The organism is Hyphomicrobium sp. MC8b, assembly GCF_905067615.1.
In the GTDB taxonomy this organism is placed as follows: Bacteria; Pseudomonadota; Alphaproteobacteria; order Rhizobiales; family Hyphomicrobiaceae; genus Hyphomicrobium_B.
In genome coordinates this window covers 2,005,146-2,019,362 of the sequence record NZ_LR898465.1, presented here as the reverse complement: position 1 = coordinate 2,019,362, position 14,217 = coordinate 2,005,146, and the positions used below count along the sequence as shown (strand labels likewise).

Here is a 14,217-nt window from a genome sequence, read left to right as displayed (position 1 = left end):
AAACAAACGCTGGAGTCGACTTCAGCAGGATCTGCTACGAAATCCCGTGCTTCGTGCCAGTCTGATCGGCGCAGCCGTTCCACGCATGCAAACGCTACTGAGGTGTGATCGTTATCGTCAGCGTGTCAGCATAGGGTCCCGCCACCAGTGTTTTGCTGTTGAGCTGGGGGACAACGGACACAGATAGCGTTCCTGACGGAAGGCTCCCGGATGTGGACGCCGGACTGCCTGATTCTTGCGCGCCAGTCGCGGGATTGGTTGCAGTATCGATCGAGGCAGAGGCGCCCGAGAAGCTCGCCGACGCACTGTAATTTATGAAATTCTGGAGACCTGCTGCCGTGCTCGCTGTCGTCACGCCGCCATTCTGTGAGGTGAGCTGCAGTGACGACGGTGTATTGCAGACAGCATTGGCGTAGGACTTGTTGATCACGGCTGTCACCACTTGTCCGCCTGCTGTTATCGGAATCGTGGCGGTGTCTGCAGCGGGGTGAAACACGCCGCCGATAGTGCAGGACTTGGCAACTTGCCCTGTGACGGTGAATGTTTGGCTCGAAACCTGTCCCTGCAAGAGGCCAGCGAGTGTGCTGGAGAAAACGCGAACTGTCAGGTTGTCGAGGTAACTGCCGGCCTGCTGAGGATCGATCGGTTGAGCGAGCGCCCACACTGTTCCTGAGACGGAAAAAGTGGCGATGCTCAAGGTGGACGCGGGAAAATTTAAAAGCAGTGAGTTCGACTGGGCCGGAAGTCCACTGCCGGTGTAAAGCAGACTATTGCCTCCGGAGGACGCCGACTGCAGCGTATACGGCATCGAGGCTAAGCCGCCTGACGTAAGCGCCATCGATGCGGGCAAAGAAGAGCGGTTGAAGGCGACGGCGATCGCGCAGCCGCCGGCGAGGTCTCCCAGTGCGGCGAGATATGTGCCGCTCACAGTGATTGTGAGAGATTGCGGACTTGGCGCATTCGGCGGGGAATACGTTCCCGTGCTGATGCTGAGAGGGCTGACCGAAGAGGAAAGAATTGCGCAGACCGCCTGAGCTTGTTGCGATCCACATGCGCAGGCAATCGCTATCGCGAAGCTAAGAAATGCCGAGCGGGATGTCGCTTTGATTGTCATTTTGGATGGAGCGTTCCCGCTTTGAATAGGCCCTTCGTTCCCGCCGGAACGTCGAGGACAAATGTTGTCGGCGTTCCGTCGGTTTGCATTTCGATAAGCCAGCCTCCAGGCGCTAAACCGTCGGCACCGAAACGTCCGGCCGCATTCGTAAAAATCGTTACGGTTTTCTCGGGGTGATCGAACGATCGCGCGACACCGCTCACCAGCGAAACCGGCTCTCCGTTCGCAAAAACGAGCGTTCCATAGGCCGACACGGAGTAGTCCGAGCCAACTTCGAGGGCGTAACCGGCTTTGAACGGAGCAAATGTATCGAAAGCCGCAGCGCCGAGGCTGTATCCAGCCGGTAAATTATCCGCGTCCACGGGAATGGTGAAAGGCGCATAAGCCGGTAGCGACGTTACCAAGGCCGGTCCCCATTGATCCGCGATCGCCTTGATATTGTCGTTATCGCCGACGGTGATGTCATTGTTCTCTATTGACGGATGAGGATAGACAATCGCGAACGCGTCTCCGGTTATAGGAGCTCCGATAGCGATCTTACCGTCTGCAAAAGCAATCGCCGTACCTACTTGTAAAGATGTTCTCTCTGGTCCCGGCTCAACGTCGAAGTTCGAGTACGAGATGCCTTCAAAGCCGGAATTCTGAATGATCCTTACTTGCCCACGGTTGCCATAATAACCCGCGCTCGCGCTCACGGACGCCTGGGCGTTGTAGTCGCTATGCTGAACATAGACGCTCGTGTCCCAGCGACCGAGGCCGTTGCCCTGGCTGCGATAAGCCGAAACATCAGTCTGTGTATCAATCGAGTCGTAGCCCGCAGTAACACTTGTAAAATCGTCGGGCCTATCAAATAGACGGACGCCGATGCGGAACTCGGGGCTGGGATCGCGCACGCGCTCGAGAGTAGCCAAGAAGGTTTCGTTGGAAACACCGATGGTCAAGCTGCCCGAAAGTGATCGGGTCAGCGGACGGGAGAACGTCACGTCGGCGCCATACCGATCAGTGTTCCAGTCATAGATCGATTGGCCGAATTCTGCGTTGTTGACGAATTGGTAGCGCGCGGAGAGCGCCATGGTCGTCTCGTTGCTGACGGGAGCTGACCACGTCGCGCTGAGGTTCAGCCAATAATTCCATTCGGGAAAGAGAATGCCGGTGTCTGCTGTGTTGATGTCGCCGGGAGAGTGAAAATGAGGACTGCGATACTCGCTCGAGAAGCGAAAGCTTTCACCGCTGGCGGCAAGTAGGCCCGCAAAGTTTACGACGCTCCAGTCCAACCCGAATGCTGCGCCTATTCCGGGCTGTCCTGCCGACATCGCGGTGCGCAGATTTACAAGGCCGATGCTGGTATCGACCAAAGCGCCTGTTCCAGCCATCGCGACGTATTTGTTTGCCTGAATGTCGCCCTCAGCAGTCACTCCGTCGTAGATGCCATAACGAAAATAGCCACTCGCCATGTAAAGGTCTGGAAGGTAATCCCGGCTTTCGTCGCGCAAGTATGATGGTAGCCCTCCTGTGAGGCCCCATTCGCTTTTTCCGCGAGCCAGCAGGCTGGCGTCGAAGAATGCGGTAAATCGTACGGCTCGTTGCAAGCCTGCGTCGTTGGTGATGACGACATCGATATTGTTCGCACCCGTTGCCAATTGAAGATCGCGGAGATTGTACCTTCCTGGGTCCAGGCGGAGCTGTTGTTGAACGATTCCGTTGACGATTATCTCGACTTTGGAGGGCTGATTGATTGTGAAAGAGCCACCTCCTGCTGGTTCCAACGTATCCCCTGGCGTCAGCTTGCGACTGGATTTCTCAAACGAGAAGCCAAGAAGCTCGGGAGACTGCTGAAACCCGATGCCGAGCGGTTCGACATCGCCAAGCTCGGAGCGAATTCGCTCGGCAGGCATATCATAAACCAAGCGGGACATTTGGCGCTTGAAGCCGGGGGTATGCTGATAGGTGCAGATAGCCTGCGTCGGGCAGACGTTGACATCGACAGTTCCCGTCAGCACGCCGCTATTCTCGAACACGAACTGACCAATTCGTACGGCAGAGTTCATTTCTAGCCTGCCGCTTGTATCGGCGCCCTCATGCGCCGGATAGCTCGTCTCCCACTGATGGTCGAGGCTCGCATAGAGATTCACGTAGCCCGACGTGCGAGCCGGCTCGGCAAGCGTCGAGCTCAATGGCGCGCGACGCTGTTTCCCCAAAGAGATATCGGTCGTGGCCAACTGCGCGACGCGCGGTTTGAACTGCAGTTCTTGCAAGGAGCGATCAAAACGAATGTCAAACCCAGCCGCTTCCACATCGGTCAGCGCGATAAAGTACCCCTTAGATGGAATGGCAGCCAAATCTTCGCGGGATTTCCCGTCGAGCAGAGTTGCCAGCATCGACATTATCGCGGAGCGGTTGATCAGCAGCGTGTCATCCGGATTAATTCGTATCGCGATGTCGCCCAGTTCTTTTCCATTGGTCGTGAGCGGCACCTCCATATCGATGGCTTTTCCTGTCGAGTTCAGGAGAGAAGAGATGGGCTTAGCGTATTCTACGGCGCCTGCGGGCGTGGCACTCACGGCGAGCGTACTACTCAGCATCACTACCAGGGTAATCTGCAGGGGCAGCAGCGATACGTACTGAAATATCCTTTGTCTCTTGCCGGTACTCCGCGAGAATGGGGCTGCCGCAGACATGACGCATGCCTAGCGTCGAGGATCGAATTGAAGTCTGCACTGCACTGAGGTCGCGCCTGGTGGCAGGGGAACGGGCAATACGAAGCGTCGCCGATGGCCAGGCTGTACCAAACCGATACCTATGAACTGCGCGAGTTCACCGCTCGATATTGTGTCAGACCAACTCCCACTCGATACTTGGACAACGGATTGCGGAAATAACGCATGGACGTTCGTCGGGTTTTCCACAGTGATGGCGGGATAACGTCGGCCGCCTTTGTCGGTTACGATGCTGTTGCCGACGACATTCAGCGCGGGCTGGCCTCGCGGAGGAGCGACGTTCACCATGACTCCAACGCTGAAAACCAGTTGGACGTCGTGACGGCTCCCCGAGAGTTTGACTGGAATTTGATTGACGTAGAAAAAGTAACTCTCGCTTTTTTCGAGCAGTGGCTCTCCTAACCATTGAAGACGAAAATTTTGCGTGGCGCCGGGAGGGATCAGCGCTTGCGGGGGCATTACAAGAAACTCGTCACCCGCGTTGGAAAGGTGCGGCACGCCACGTGGATCGAGGTTTGCTCTTTTGATGACGATCTCGACGGGAAGCGGAACTTCGCTGTCATTGACGACGGTGATCACGCCGCGGCTTAGCCGTCCGGTCGACGACATTTCGATCTGCATCGGTGTAACCGTCATCGCTAAGGACGGCGGGACCCCGCAGAATAGAAAGAAAAGATAGGCAGCAAAGCGCCGGCCGGGAAATCGCATTGAGTGCGCCCTATCATCGTCGTTCGATTTTTTTACTGAAATGACGCGACTGGAATGCGCTTATTGGGGTGTCAAAAGTACCGTCAGAAGGTCTGAGTATGTCCCGCCAACGAGCGAGGATGAATTGGCTGCTGGATTAATGGTGACTTGGAGGGAGCCGGATCCCGCCGACACGGGTTGTGCCGTCCCGGACTCCGTTCCGTTGGCCGTGGGAATTGTAGCTGTGTCGATGGTCGCCGTCGCGCTGTTCCAGGTCGCTGACGCTTGATAGTCGATAATGTTGGTGTAGCCGGAAGGCGGGGTCGCAGTATTTTTTACGGCACCATTTTGAGACGTCAGTTGGATCGTCGAGGGAGCATTGCAGATTACATTCGCATAGGGCGCGTTAGCCGGAGTGATGGCTCCGGTCACGACATTGCCCGACGCATCAATCGGTATCGTGGCTGTATCGAGAGTGCCGGTCGACGCCCCGTTGATGGTGCAAGCCTTATTGACCGTCGCCGTAATTTGGATTTGCTGTTGCGCGGCCTGGGAAAAGGCCGGGCTAACAGCTGCCATCACCCCAACGGCGAAGACCCAAAATCGGATGGTGAGCATAATTGTCACCTTGAAATGTATAAAAATGCGATTCGATTACCATTAGAGGTTGCGATTGAACGCTTAACGGCGGGTTAATGCCTCTTTTAGGCGGCCCGAAAAGCTATGCCCGACCTTCATATCAACCGCGGTCTTGATGGGATCACAAGTCGTCAAGGGCAGGAGCGGTCTCACGCGATCTGCACTTCATGTCTGCTTTCTCGGCATCACAACGGTATCGATATGACCGCCTTAGGTCAGAAGCGGTAGTTGCCGGAACTCACTGCCACTTCTGCTAATTTTCAGAAGCAGACATAAAGTTCTCGCTCAGGAATTCGTACAATTTCCTAGAAGCGGTTTAGGCCCGTGGGGAGACATGTATGCCAGAGCCGCTTTGCCGCGATAGCGTTCATCGGCGGAGCGCATCAGCAGGTATTTTCGCAGTTTTTGCGGATGTCTGCTTTGGCTAAAGACCGGCCTTCTGCTTCGGTCTCAATGCAAGCAGATTCCCTTGATAGCTGGCCAGGGCACATAGATGGTAGCAAATCCGGCTAGGGCTAAGGCCATGCCAGCTGCGAACCGCACAGGCCATTTGGCGTTTATCGTGCGCAGGAAGGTCAAACCACTCGCGGCAGCAAAGACAGCCGGTAATGTGCCAAGCCCAAATCCGGTCATGAATAGAAATCCGTGAAAGGCAGAGCCTGTCAGCGAAGAAAAGAATAACGCCCCGTAGAGCATTGGACAGGCATTGAGCCCCCACGCGACGCCCAACACGTATGGTCCGGCCGTTCGCCTCGTTCTGAGTGGCGCAGCGATCGTATCAAACCCTTGGGCGAGGTAAGACACTCCGCGTTCCAGGAAAGAAAGACGTGGCATAGCACCGGCAAGAACGAGGCCCATCCAGATTAGAGAGACGGCGGCGGCCCATTGCATGATCTCGAAGCTTATTCCGCCTCGGCGTGCTGCAAGTCCGGCGCCGATCGCGCCTCCGACTGCGCCTAAGGTTGCGTACGTCGTGATGCGGCCAGCCTGCATGATGGCCAATTGCCGATATCGCTCTTTGGGTGTCGGTGCGTCGAGCAGCAGCAACGCGCCGCACGCTATGCCACCGCACATCGCCGCACAATGAAGAGCGCTCGCAAGCCCGAATGCGAACCCCGATATGAGCAGCGAATCAGGCATGGCGGTCCGTAGGTTCTTCCTGCATGGCCGTGTTCGCAGGCTCTCCATCATCCAGGGCGCGCCAACCGGCACCCTCCAGATCTTCGAACTGGCTGTTGCGCAGCGCCCATAAAAAACCGCCAAGTCCCATGAGACCGAGCGTCAATGCTGCCGGTATAAGCCACGCGAGAGATGTCATGCGCTCCTCCTGACTGGCCGCAGACGAAGTTTCTTTGTCCTGAGACGGAGCGCGTTTGTGGTTACGACGATCGACGATGTCGACATAGCGAGCGCAGCGACCAAGGGCGTCACATGTCCGAGCATCGCAATTGGAACGAAGACTGCGTTGTACCCAATCGCGATCGCAAAATTTTGAAAAGCCATTCGGCGTGCCGCCTGCGCAACCTTCAGTGTTTCGATAATCGGGCCCAAGCGATCGCCTTGAAATACGGCATCTGCCGCCGCCTGACTGATATCCATGGCCGAGGCGGGCGACATTGAGGCATATCCCGCCGCCAGTGCGGGGGCATCGTTCAGTCCATCACCAACCATCAGAGTTTTGTGACCATTCGCGCGCAAATCGGCGATGCGCTGAAGCTTCTCGGATGGGCGCAGCGCTCCCTGCCAATCGGTTACTTCGCACGCAGCCGCGGCACGCGCGACGGCTTGCGGCCGGTCGCCTGACAGCAATTCGACGGCATAGCCGGCATCTCGCAGTGTTTTGACCGTCTCACGCGCGTCGGGCCGAATGCGATCGATGAAACGGAAGCCGATCACCGCTTCATCGGCAGACCTATACCAGAGAGAGGCCTCGACATTCTGATTGATAGCGGCGCCGGCCCAATGCGCCGAGCCGAGCCGCTCTTCGTGTCCGTCCCCGACATATGAAAGCCCGGAGCCCGGAACCTCGCGGACGCCCTCGATCGCGTTGATGGCGATCCCGCGGTCACGCGCGGCGCGAACGATGGCTTGCGCATAGGGATGTCGGCTCGCAGCTGCGAGTGAAGCAACGCGAGCCAGAAGGCCAGACTCGATATTCTGGTCGTCGGCCAGCGCGATCTGCTCGAGTGTCAACGTACCCGTCTTGTCGAAGACCACGCTGTCGATTTCGCTCATCCGCTCGAGACCATCGGCCGCTTTCACGATGACGCCGCGACTGAAGAGCCTGCTGATCGCCGCGACCTGAACCGCAGGCACCGCGAGCGCCAACGCGCACGGACACGTTATGATCAACACCGCGATGGCGTGAGTGAGCGAAACTTCCCATCCGCTTCCAAGCATCATCCATATCGTGAACGTCAATAGCCCGAGAACGTGAACGGCTGGTGCGTAGAGCTGAGCCGCCCTGTCGGCGAGCCGCACATAGCGACCGCGGCTTTGCTCGGCCGAGAGCATCAGGCGGCCGATTTCGGCGAGCAACGTGTTCTCATCGGTGACGCTGACACGAATGTGCAAAGTTCCGCCGCCGTTGACGGTGCCGGCGTGAACGTGAGCGCCCAATGTAACGCTCCGGGGTACGGTTTCGCCGGTGATCAAACTCTCGTCGACTTCGCTGACACCTGAGGCAACGATGCCGTCGGCAGGGATACGCTCTCCAGCGGCGACGGCGACGCGCATACCAAGCAAAAGGGTGCGTGCGGGAAGCAAGCGCACCGAGCCGTCTTCGGAAACCACGGTCGCGCTCATGGCACGAAGGCTCAGCAGATTTTCTGCGGCCCCTCTGGCGCGCATGCGCATGCTTTCGTCAAGCGCCCGGCCGATTAAAAGGAAGAAGACGAGTGTCGTCGCGGCATCGAAATAGACCTGGTCGGAGCCGCGTATCGTCTGGAATAGGCTCATCGCCGTCGCGAGGATGATACCGAGAGTGATCGGCACATCCATGTTGAGGCGGCTGGCGCTCAGGGCCGAGAAAGCCGAGCGAAAAAATGGCTGCCCGGCATAAGCGATGGCCGGCAGGGCTATAAGCGCTGATACCCAATGAAAGAGATCGCGGACCGAGCTGTCCATGTCGGACACTTCGCCCGACCAGACAGATACAGACAGCAACATGATATTGGCCGCCGCGAAGCCTGCAACGCCGAGACGGGGAATGAGCTCGCTCGTTCGCCCTCGCGATGCGAATGTTTCGGCGCCTTCGACAAGCTCCGCGGCTGTGTAGCCTACGGCCTTTAACGCCGCGACGAGATCAGGCACATCGGGACTCGAGCCGTCCGTCTGACGGCGGAGAGTGACAGTGACGCGGCGCAGAGCGAGGTTGGCTCGGGACGCTGAAACGCCTCGAACGCTTCTCAGCGCCGTCTCTACGGTGTGGATGCATGTTCCGCAGACGATATCCGGGACAGACAACGTTATCGTCTCGACGTTCGCCGTTGTGTTATCAGCCGGCGCGCGTCGTTGCGGCGATAGTGAATTGATCAGGGCTGCTTCCATAGCCGCACCTTGGATCGATAAACGACGCTACGATGAGCAGCGTCACCCTGGCTGGCGAACAGGGAAATGTCCCAGTTACCTTCGGCCAAATTCGGCAATGTGACCCTGTAGCCTCCCTCCCCCGCCGCGGCGAGAACGAGATTGCGATCCGCGACGTCCGTGGCGGGACGGCCGATGCTTCCGCTGATTTGCAGATCGTCGATGCTGCGTCCCTCGCGATCTTTCAGCGTGACACTGAAGACACCGGTGGCGCTGTCGAATTTTGTTGCTTCCGTCCAACCGAGCTCATCCTGCCGGCGCTCGTCGGCGATGCGCTGGTTGTAACGCAGGCCCGTCCGGTAAGCGTCAGGCGTGTCGCCTCCGAAGGTCGAAATGGCATCGTAGATCATCACGCTGTCGACCGCAGTGACGGTGACAAAGAAGGCGATCATGCCGAAAAGCACGTGCCAGCCATTGATCCCACTTCGTACGGGAAGGGCTTGTTTCATGGCAGCTCGTTTCATGACGGTGGCCCGCTGAACGTCGTTGAACGTGAAGTTGTGTGACCTGTTGCGGTGTCCGTCACAGTAATCGTGATGGGTGTCGAATCTCCTTTGAGTTCTCTCCGTTCCGATGGCTCGATCAAGACGAAGAACTTCACCGCCCGAACCTCCGCGGGTTTGACGTCGATCACTGGGTCCTGTTCGTCGAATTCCACGAACTGGAGCTGGGCTCTCTCAAGACCTAAAACGGAAATTTTGAAATGCCGTGTCGCTTGGAGCTTGTTGGTGATCTTCACCGTATAACCATCGCGCAGACCGCCGTCGCTCAGCGTAACGAACAGCGGATTGCGATCGGGCGCGACGCTTAGCTGTGTATCGGCGCGATTGAGCAGCGACCAGACCATCAGGCCTCCGACTGCAACAATCAGGACCGAATAGAGGATCGTTCGCGGCCGTACGATCCGCCATCCGTCACGAGGACCTTTGGTAGCGTTCGCAAGGTTGGCAGCCGTCGTATAGGCGATCAATCCGCGCGGACGACCCACGCGATCCATGATCTCGTCGCATGCATCTATGCATAGCGCGCATTGAATACACTCGAGCTGCGCACCGTCGCGGATGTCAATGCCCGTCGGACAGACGGCGACGCAAGCCTTGCAGTCGACGCAGTCGCCCCTCCCTTCCCAGCTTTCATCGCGCTTATGTGATCCGCGCGGCTCGCCGCGAACCTCGCGATACGAAATGAAGAGGGAATCGTGATCTAGCATTGCTCCTTGGATGCGTGGCCACGGGCACATGTAGATACAGACCTGCTCCCGCGCAATGCCACCAAGTATATAAGTCGTGAAGGCGAACACGCCGACAAAAGCATATGCTATTGGCGAAGCAGTCCCATGCACGAGCTCGACCGCGAGCGTCGGCGCGTCGCGAAAGTAAAAGACGAAAGCCCCTCCTGTTGCGATAGCAACGAACCCCCAGGTCAGATGCGTCGCCGCTTTCTTCCAGAGCTTTTCGAATGACCAGCCGCTCTGATCGAGACGCAGGCGCGCATTGCGGTCGCCCTGCCAGAACCGCTCGACAGCGATCATCAGATCCGTCCAGACTGTCTGCGGGCAGGCATATCCGCACCACATGCGCCCAGCGATTGCGGTTACAAGAAAAAGCGAGAGGGCCGAGATAACGAGCAGCCCCGTCACATAATAGAATTCCTGCGCCCAGATCTCGATCGGTCCGAACAGCAGGCGCTGATTGGCAAAGTCGAGCAGAAAAGCTTGATTAGGAAGGCCCGGTCCACGATCCCATCTGAACCACGGCAACATGTAATAAACGCCGAGCGTGAGCCCTAAGGCCACCCATTTGATGGCGCGGAAGGTGCCGTGCGCTTCCTTCGGATATATCTTTCGATGTGATGCGTAAGCGCTTGTCTTGGACGCAGCGGCTTTCGCGCCGGACGATCCGTTGTCCGTATCAGCTATGAACTTGTTATGTTCGCCCATCATCGTCATTTGGGCGCCTCATGGCCCTCTTCCTTATGTTCGGCCTCGCCCTCGTCGTCTTTTTTCGGCTCGGGTTTTCCGCCACCGAGCGAATGGGCGTAGAGCGCGACCATCTTGATATCCACGGGATCCAGGCGACCGTTCCACGCGGGCATCATGCCGCCACGGCCGGTCTCGATGCTACGCACGACCGCTTGCTGGCTGCTGCCATAAAGCCAGATAGCATCGGTTAGATTCGGCGCACCGACGTCGGTGTTGCCTTTGCCGTCGGTACCGTGACACGCCGCACAGTTGTCTGCGAATAGCGCAGCACCTCGCGAGGCGGCCGCGGCATCGACATCAAGATGCGAGAGCGAACGAACATAATTGGCGAGGTCGCTGATCTGAGCTGGCTCGAGAATCTTGTCGAGACCGAACCGTGGCATAGCCGTATCGTGGGTTTCGGGATCGCCGGACCTTGCGCCGTGCGTAATCGTCTTTTGGATGCTTTCAAGATCGCCGCCCCACAGCCAATCGTCATCGTTGAGATTGGGATACCCAATGGCGCCTTGCGCACCACGACCGTGGCATGGGGCGCAGTTGTCGCCGAAAATCGCGGCGCCGCCATCGCGAGCAAATTCGAATAGCTCGGAATTCTTCTTTATGTCGGCAATCGGCATCGCGGCGATCGCGGCGCGATATTTATCTTGCGCTGCCTTTGCTGACGCGACGTCTTTTGCGACATCACCGCGCTGGCTGTAACCGAACAACCCCTCCGTATAGCCATTTAGCATCGGCCAAGCCGGATAGACGAGCCAATAACCGAACGCCCAGACGATACACGCGTAGAACGTGTAGAGCCACCACCGGGGTAGCGGCTTGTTGAGCTCCATCAGGTCGCCGTCCCACACGTGTCCCGTGGTTTCGGCGCCGGTTACTTCGTCGATGCGCTTCTCGGTCGCCATGGGCTGTCACTGCTTCTCTAGCTTGTCGTCCTGATCGATTGCTGCTTCCGCCACGTGCTCAAACTTTGCTTTGTTGGACGAGCGAAACGCGTAGACGAAGGCCGCGACGAGAAGAGCCATGAAAATTGCCATCGACACGAGTTGTGAGACGACCTGTGCTTCATCGTAAGTCATGGTCTCACCGCAAGTTGGGCCCGCTGGCGTCAAATTTCGTGAAATCGACAAGCGTGCCGAGCATCTGCAGATAGGCGACGACGGCATCGAGCTCACTCGGCGGAACGTCATCGCCGGGCTGACCGTCGAACCTTCTGACCTGCGCCTTCGGATAGCGTTGAACCAGCGCCTTCGCTCCGCTTGTATCGGGAGAGATCTGAGCGAGGACGTCGGCCTTTGCATTGGCGATCATGTCGTCACTGTAAGGCACCCCGACCTCTTGCAACGTCTTCATGCGGGCGGCGACGTTGTCATAGTTGAGGGGCGTTTTTTCCAGGAACGGATAGCCCGGCATAATGGAAGCGGGAACAACCGAGCGCGGATCTCGCATGTGCTCGACGTGCCAAGCGTCGGAATACTTCCCGCCAACGCGGGCGAGGTCCGGACCGTTACGCTTCGATCCCCATTGGAACGGGTGATCGTACATGCTTTCGGCGGCGAGCGAGTAATGGCCGTAACGCTCGATCTCGTCGCGCAAGGAGCGGATCATCTGGCTGTGGCAGTTATAGCAGCCTTCGCGCACGTAGATATCGCGGCCAGCGAGTTCCAACGGCGAATACGGGCGCATGCCTTCAACCTTTTCGATGGTCGACCGCAACATGAAGAGCGGTGCGATTTCGACGATGCCTCCGATAGAGACAACGACCAGCGCACCAATCAAAAGTATGAGGGAGTTCTTCTCGAAAATAGCGTGGTTCATCGTTTGCTCCCGTCACTCAGCCGGCACGGCGACGACGCCGGGACGAAGTTCGGGAGCGGCCGCCACGCCAGGCTGATCCTTGATATCGACGGGTTTGTCGCCTCTGATCGTGCGCCACATATTGTAAGCCATGATCAGGCCCCCGAGCAGGAAGAGCATTCCCCCCGTTGCACGGATCACGTAAGGCCAATGAAGGGCCTCGACCGTTTCGATGAACGAATATTTGAGGAAGCCGAGGTGATCGTAGGCGCGCCACATCAATCCCTGCGTGATGCCGGCAACCCACATCGACGAGATGTAGAGAACGATGCCGATCATCGCGAGCCAGAAGTGCCATTCGACCAAACGCATCGAATAAAGACCCTCGCGCTTCCATAGCCAGGGAACCATGCAATAGACAGCACCGAATGAGATCATGCCGACCCATCCGAGCGCGCCTGAATGCACGTGTCCGATGGTCCAATCCGTGTAATGAGAAAGCGAGTTCACGGCCTTGATCGACATCAGCGGCCCTTCGAATGTCGACATACCGTAGAACGCGACGGAGACGACGAGCAGCCGGATCACGGCGTCGGTCCTAAGACGATCCCAAGCGCCTGAAAGCGTCATCAGGCCGTTGATCATGCCGCCCCATGACGGCATCCACAGCATGATCGAGAACGTCATGCCCAGCGTCTGCGCCCACTCGGGCAGCGCCGTATAGTGAAGATGATGCGGACCGGCCCAGATATAGAGAAAGATCAGCGACCAGAAGTGTACGATCGATAGCCGATAGGAATAGACAGGCCGCTCGGCGCGCTTCGGAATAAAATAATACATGATGCCGAGGAAGCCCGCCGTCAGCAGGAAGCCGACCGCGTTATGCCCGTACCACCACTGGGTCATTGCGCCTTGAACGCCGGGGAACAGCGGATAGCTTTCCGAACCCAACGGTGAAACCGGCAGCGATAGATTGTTGACAATATGCAGCATCGCAATCGTCACGATGAAGGCGAGATAGAACCAGTTGGCGACGTAGATGTGAGGTTCTTGGCGCTTTCTGAGCGTGCCGAGAAACACGAGCAAGTACGTGACCCATACGATCGTCAGCCAGATATCGGCATACCATTCGGGTTCCGCGTATTCCTTTCCCTGCGTGATGCCGAGCACATAGCCCGAGGCGGCTATCACGATGAAGAGCTGATATCCCCAAACGACGAACCAGGGCGCCCATCGACCGGGAAGCCGCGCGCGGCACGTTCTCTGTACGACATAAAGCGATGTTGCGATCAGCGCGTTGCCGCCGAACGCGAAGATGACGGCGGACGTGTGCACAGGTCTCAGCCGACCAAAATTCGTCCAAGGCAGATCGAGATTGAACGATGGAAAAGCCAGCTGCCATGCAAGGATATCGCCAACGAGAAAGCCTATGACTCCCCAGAACACGCAAGCAATCGTCGCGACACGAATGGGTCCGTCGAAGTAGCCCGATACTTTTTCTTGTCGAGTGGTCGGGTGAGAAAGGACGTAAAGGGCTGCTGCTGCGCTCGCACCTAGGAGAAAAAGCCCATGCAGACGCATACCGCCATCGACACCGGCAATGGCCAAAATCAATCCAACAATCGCAAAGAGCAGAGCCGCTCCAAGAGCCGGCATGTCGTTGACGCTGGATCTTCCTCCGCCCGCCGTGTTCTCCA

At 57.8% G+C, this 14,217-nt stretch carries 13 protein-coding genes; all 13 read right to left on the bottom strand.

Going from position 1 to position 14,217, the window contains the following annotated elements; genetic code table 11:
* Positions 1-94: 94 nt before the first annotated feature.
* The 13 genes from ACLB1Z_RS09820 to ccoN all read right to left on the bottom strand — a co-directional run bounded on the left by ACLB1Z_RS09820 (position 95) and on the right by ccoN (position 14,176).
* Positions 95-928: a hypothetical protein gene (locus ACLB1Z_RS09820; RefSeq protein WP_409563136.1), complete on the bottom strand. Its 834-nt coding sequence runs from the start codon at positions 926-928 to the stop codon at positions 95-97.
* Positions 929-1,110: 182 nt separating this feature from the next.
* The gene (locus tag ACLB1Z_RS09815; protein WP_409563135.1) at positions 1,111-3,792 is read right to left on the bottom strand and encodes a fimbrial biogenesis outer membrane usher protein; all 2,682 of its coding nucleotides are present in this window, start codon (positions 3,790-3,792) and stop codon (positions 1,111-1,113) included.
* A gap of 9 nt (positions 3,793-3,801) precedes the next feature.
* The gene (locus ACLB1Z_RS09810) at positions 3,802-4,539 is read right to left on the bottom strand and encodes a molecular chaperone (RefSeq protein ID WP_409563134.1); all 738 of its coding nucleotides are present in this window, start codon (positions 4,537-4,539) and stop codon (positions 3,802-3,804) included.
* 60 nt (positions 4,540-4,599) lie between these two features.
* Positions 4,600-5,136 carry a hypothetical protein gene (locus ACLB1Z_RS09805; protein ID WP_409563133.1) on the bottom strand — a complete coding sequence of 179 codons (537 nt, stop codon included), beginning with the start codon at positions 5,134-5,136 and terminating at the stop codon, positions 4,600-4,602.
* Between the two features lie 471 nt (positions 5,137-5,607).
* On the bottom strand, positions 5,608-6,297 hold the full coding sequence (locus tag ACLB1Z_RS09800) for a sulfite exporter TauE/SafE family protein (RefSeq protein WP_409563132.1): 690 nt from the start codon (positions 6,295-6,297) through the stop codon (positions 5,608-5,610).
* Positions 6,290-6,475 carry a cbb3-type cytochrome oxidase assembly protein CcoS gene (gene ccoS / locus ACLB1Z_RS09795; RefSeq protein WP_409563131.1) on the bottom strand — a complete coding sequence of 62 codons (186 nt, stop codon included), beginning with the start codon at positions 6,473-6,475 and terminating at the stop codon, positions 6,290-6,292. The genes ACLB1Z_RS09800 and ccoS overlap by 8 nt, the downstream gene beginning before the upstream one ends.
* A complete protein-coding gene (locus tag ACLB1Z_RS09790; RefSeq protein ID WP_409563130.1) occupies positions 6,472-8,706 on the bottom strand; it encodes a heavy metal translocating P-type ATPase in 2,235 nt (744 codons plus the stop codon). The genes ccoS and ACLB1Z_RS09790 overlap by 4 nt, the downstream gene beginning before the upstream one ends.
* The gene (locus ACLB1Z_RS09785) at positions 8,691-9,194 is read right to left on the bottom strand and encodes a FixH family protein (protein WP_409563129.1); all 504 of its coding nucleotides are present in this window, start codon (positions 9,192-9,194) and stop codon (positions 8,691-8,693) included. Before ACLB1Z_RS09785 ends, ACLB1Z_RS09790 begins: the two co-directional genes overlap by 16 nt.
* Before the next feature lie 11 nt (positions 9,195-9,205).
* Positions 9,206-10,693, bottom strand: coding sequence for a cytochrome c oxidase accessory protein CcoG (gene ccoG, locus ACLB1Z_RS09780; protein ID WP_409563128.1), 1,488 nt, complete (start codon positions 10,691-10,693; stop codon positions 9,206-9,208).
* Entirely contained in the window at positions 10,690-11,628 is a 939-nt protein-coding gene (gene ccoP, locus ACLB1Z_RS09775) for a cytochrome-c oxidase, cbb3-type subunit III (RefSeq protein WP_409563127.1), read from the bottom strand. The genes ccoG and ccoP overlap by 4 nt, the downstream gene beginning before the upstream one ends.
* A gap of 6 nt (positions 11,629-11,634) precedes the next feature.
* The gene (locus tag ACLB1Z_RS09770; RefSeq protein WP_409563126.1) at positions 11,635-11,802 is read right to left on the bottom strand and encodes a cbb3-type cytochrome c oxidase subunit 3; all 168 of its coding nucleotides are present in this window, start codon (positions 11,800-11,802) and stop codon (positions 11,635-11,637) included.
* A 4-nt stretch (positions 11,803-11,806) separates the two neighbouring features.
* Entirely contained in the window at positions 11,807-12,541 is a 735-nt protein-coding gene (ccoO, locus tag ACLB1Z_RS09765; protein ID WP_409563125.1) for a cytochrome-c oxidase, cbb3-type subunit II, read from the bottom strand.
* A gap of 12 nt (positions 12,542-12,553) precedes the next feature.
* On the bottom strand, positions 12,554-14,176 hold the full coding sequence (ccoN, locus tag ACLB1Z_RS09760) for a cytochrome-c oxidase, cbb3-type subunit I (RefSeq protein WP_409563249.1): 1,623 nt from the start codon (positions 14,174-14,176) through the stop codon (positions 12,554-12,556).
* Positions 14,177-14,217 lie beyond the last annotated feature (41 nt).

Bases quoted from the DNA above. Each gene is read 5' to 3' on its own strand.
- ccoO (WP_409563125.1), bottom strand. From the start codon at position 12,541: ATGAACCACGCTATTTTCGAGAAGAACTCCCTCATACTTTTGATTGGT.
- ACLB1Z_RS09770 (WP_409563126.1), bottom strand. From the start codon at position 11,802: ATGACTTACGATGAAGCACAGGTCGTCTCACAACTCGTGTCGATGGCA.
- ACLB1Z_RS09810 (WP_409563134.1), bottom strand. From the start codon at position 4,539: ATGCGATTTCCCGGCCGGCGCTTTGCTGCCTATCTTTTCTTTCTATTC.
- ccoP (WP_409563127.1), bottom strand. From the start codon at position 11,628: ATGGCGACCGAGAAGCGCATCGACGAAGTAACCGGCGCCGAAACCACG.
- ACLB1Z_RS09790 (WP_409563130.1), bottom strand. From the start codon at position 8,706: ATGGAAGCAGCCCTGATCAATTCACTATCGCCGCAACGACGCGCGCCG.
- ACLB1Z_RS09815 (WP_409563135.1), bottom strand. From the start codon at position 3,792: ATGTCTGCGGCAGCCCCATTCTCGCGGAGTACCGGCAAGAGACAAAGG.
- ACLB1Z_RS09805 (WP_409563133.1), bottom strand. From the start codon at position 5,136: ATGCTCACCATCCGATTTTGGGTCTTCGCCGTTGGGGTGATGGCAGCT.
- ACLB1Z_RS09785 (WP_409563129.1), bottom strand. From the start codon at position 9,194: ATGAAACAAGCCCTTCCCGTACGAAGTGGGATCAATGGCTGGCACGTG.
- ACLB1Z_RS09800 (WP_409563132.1), bottom strand. From the start codon at position 6,297: ATGCCTGATTCGCTGCTCATATCGGGGTTCGCATTCGGGCTTGCGAGC.
- ccoN (WP_409563249.1), bottom strand. From the start codon at position 14,176: ATGCCGGCTCTTGGAGCGGCTCTGCTCTTTGCGATTGTTGGATTGATT.
- ccoS (WP_409563131.1), bottom strand. From the start codon at position 6,475: ATGACATCTCTCGCGTGGCTTATACCGGCAGCATTGACGCTCGGTCTC.
- ccoG (WP_409563128.1), bottom strand. From the start codon at position 10,693: ATGACGATGATGGGCGAACATAACAAGTTCATAGCTGATACGGACAAC.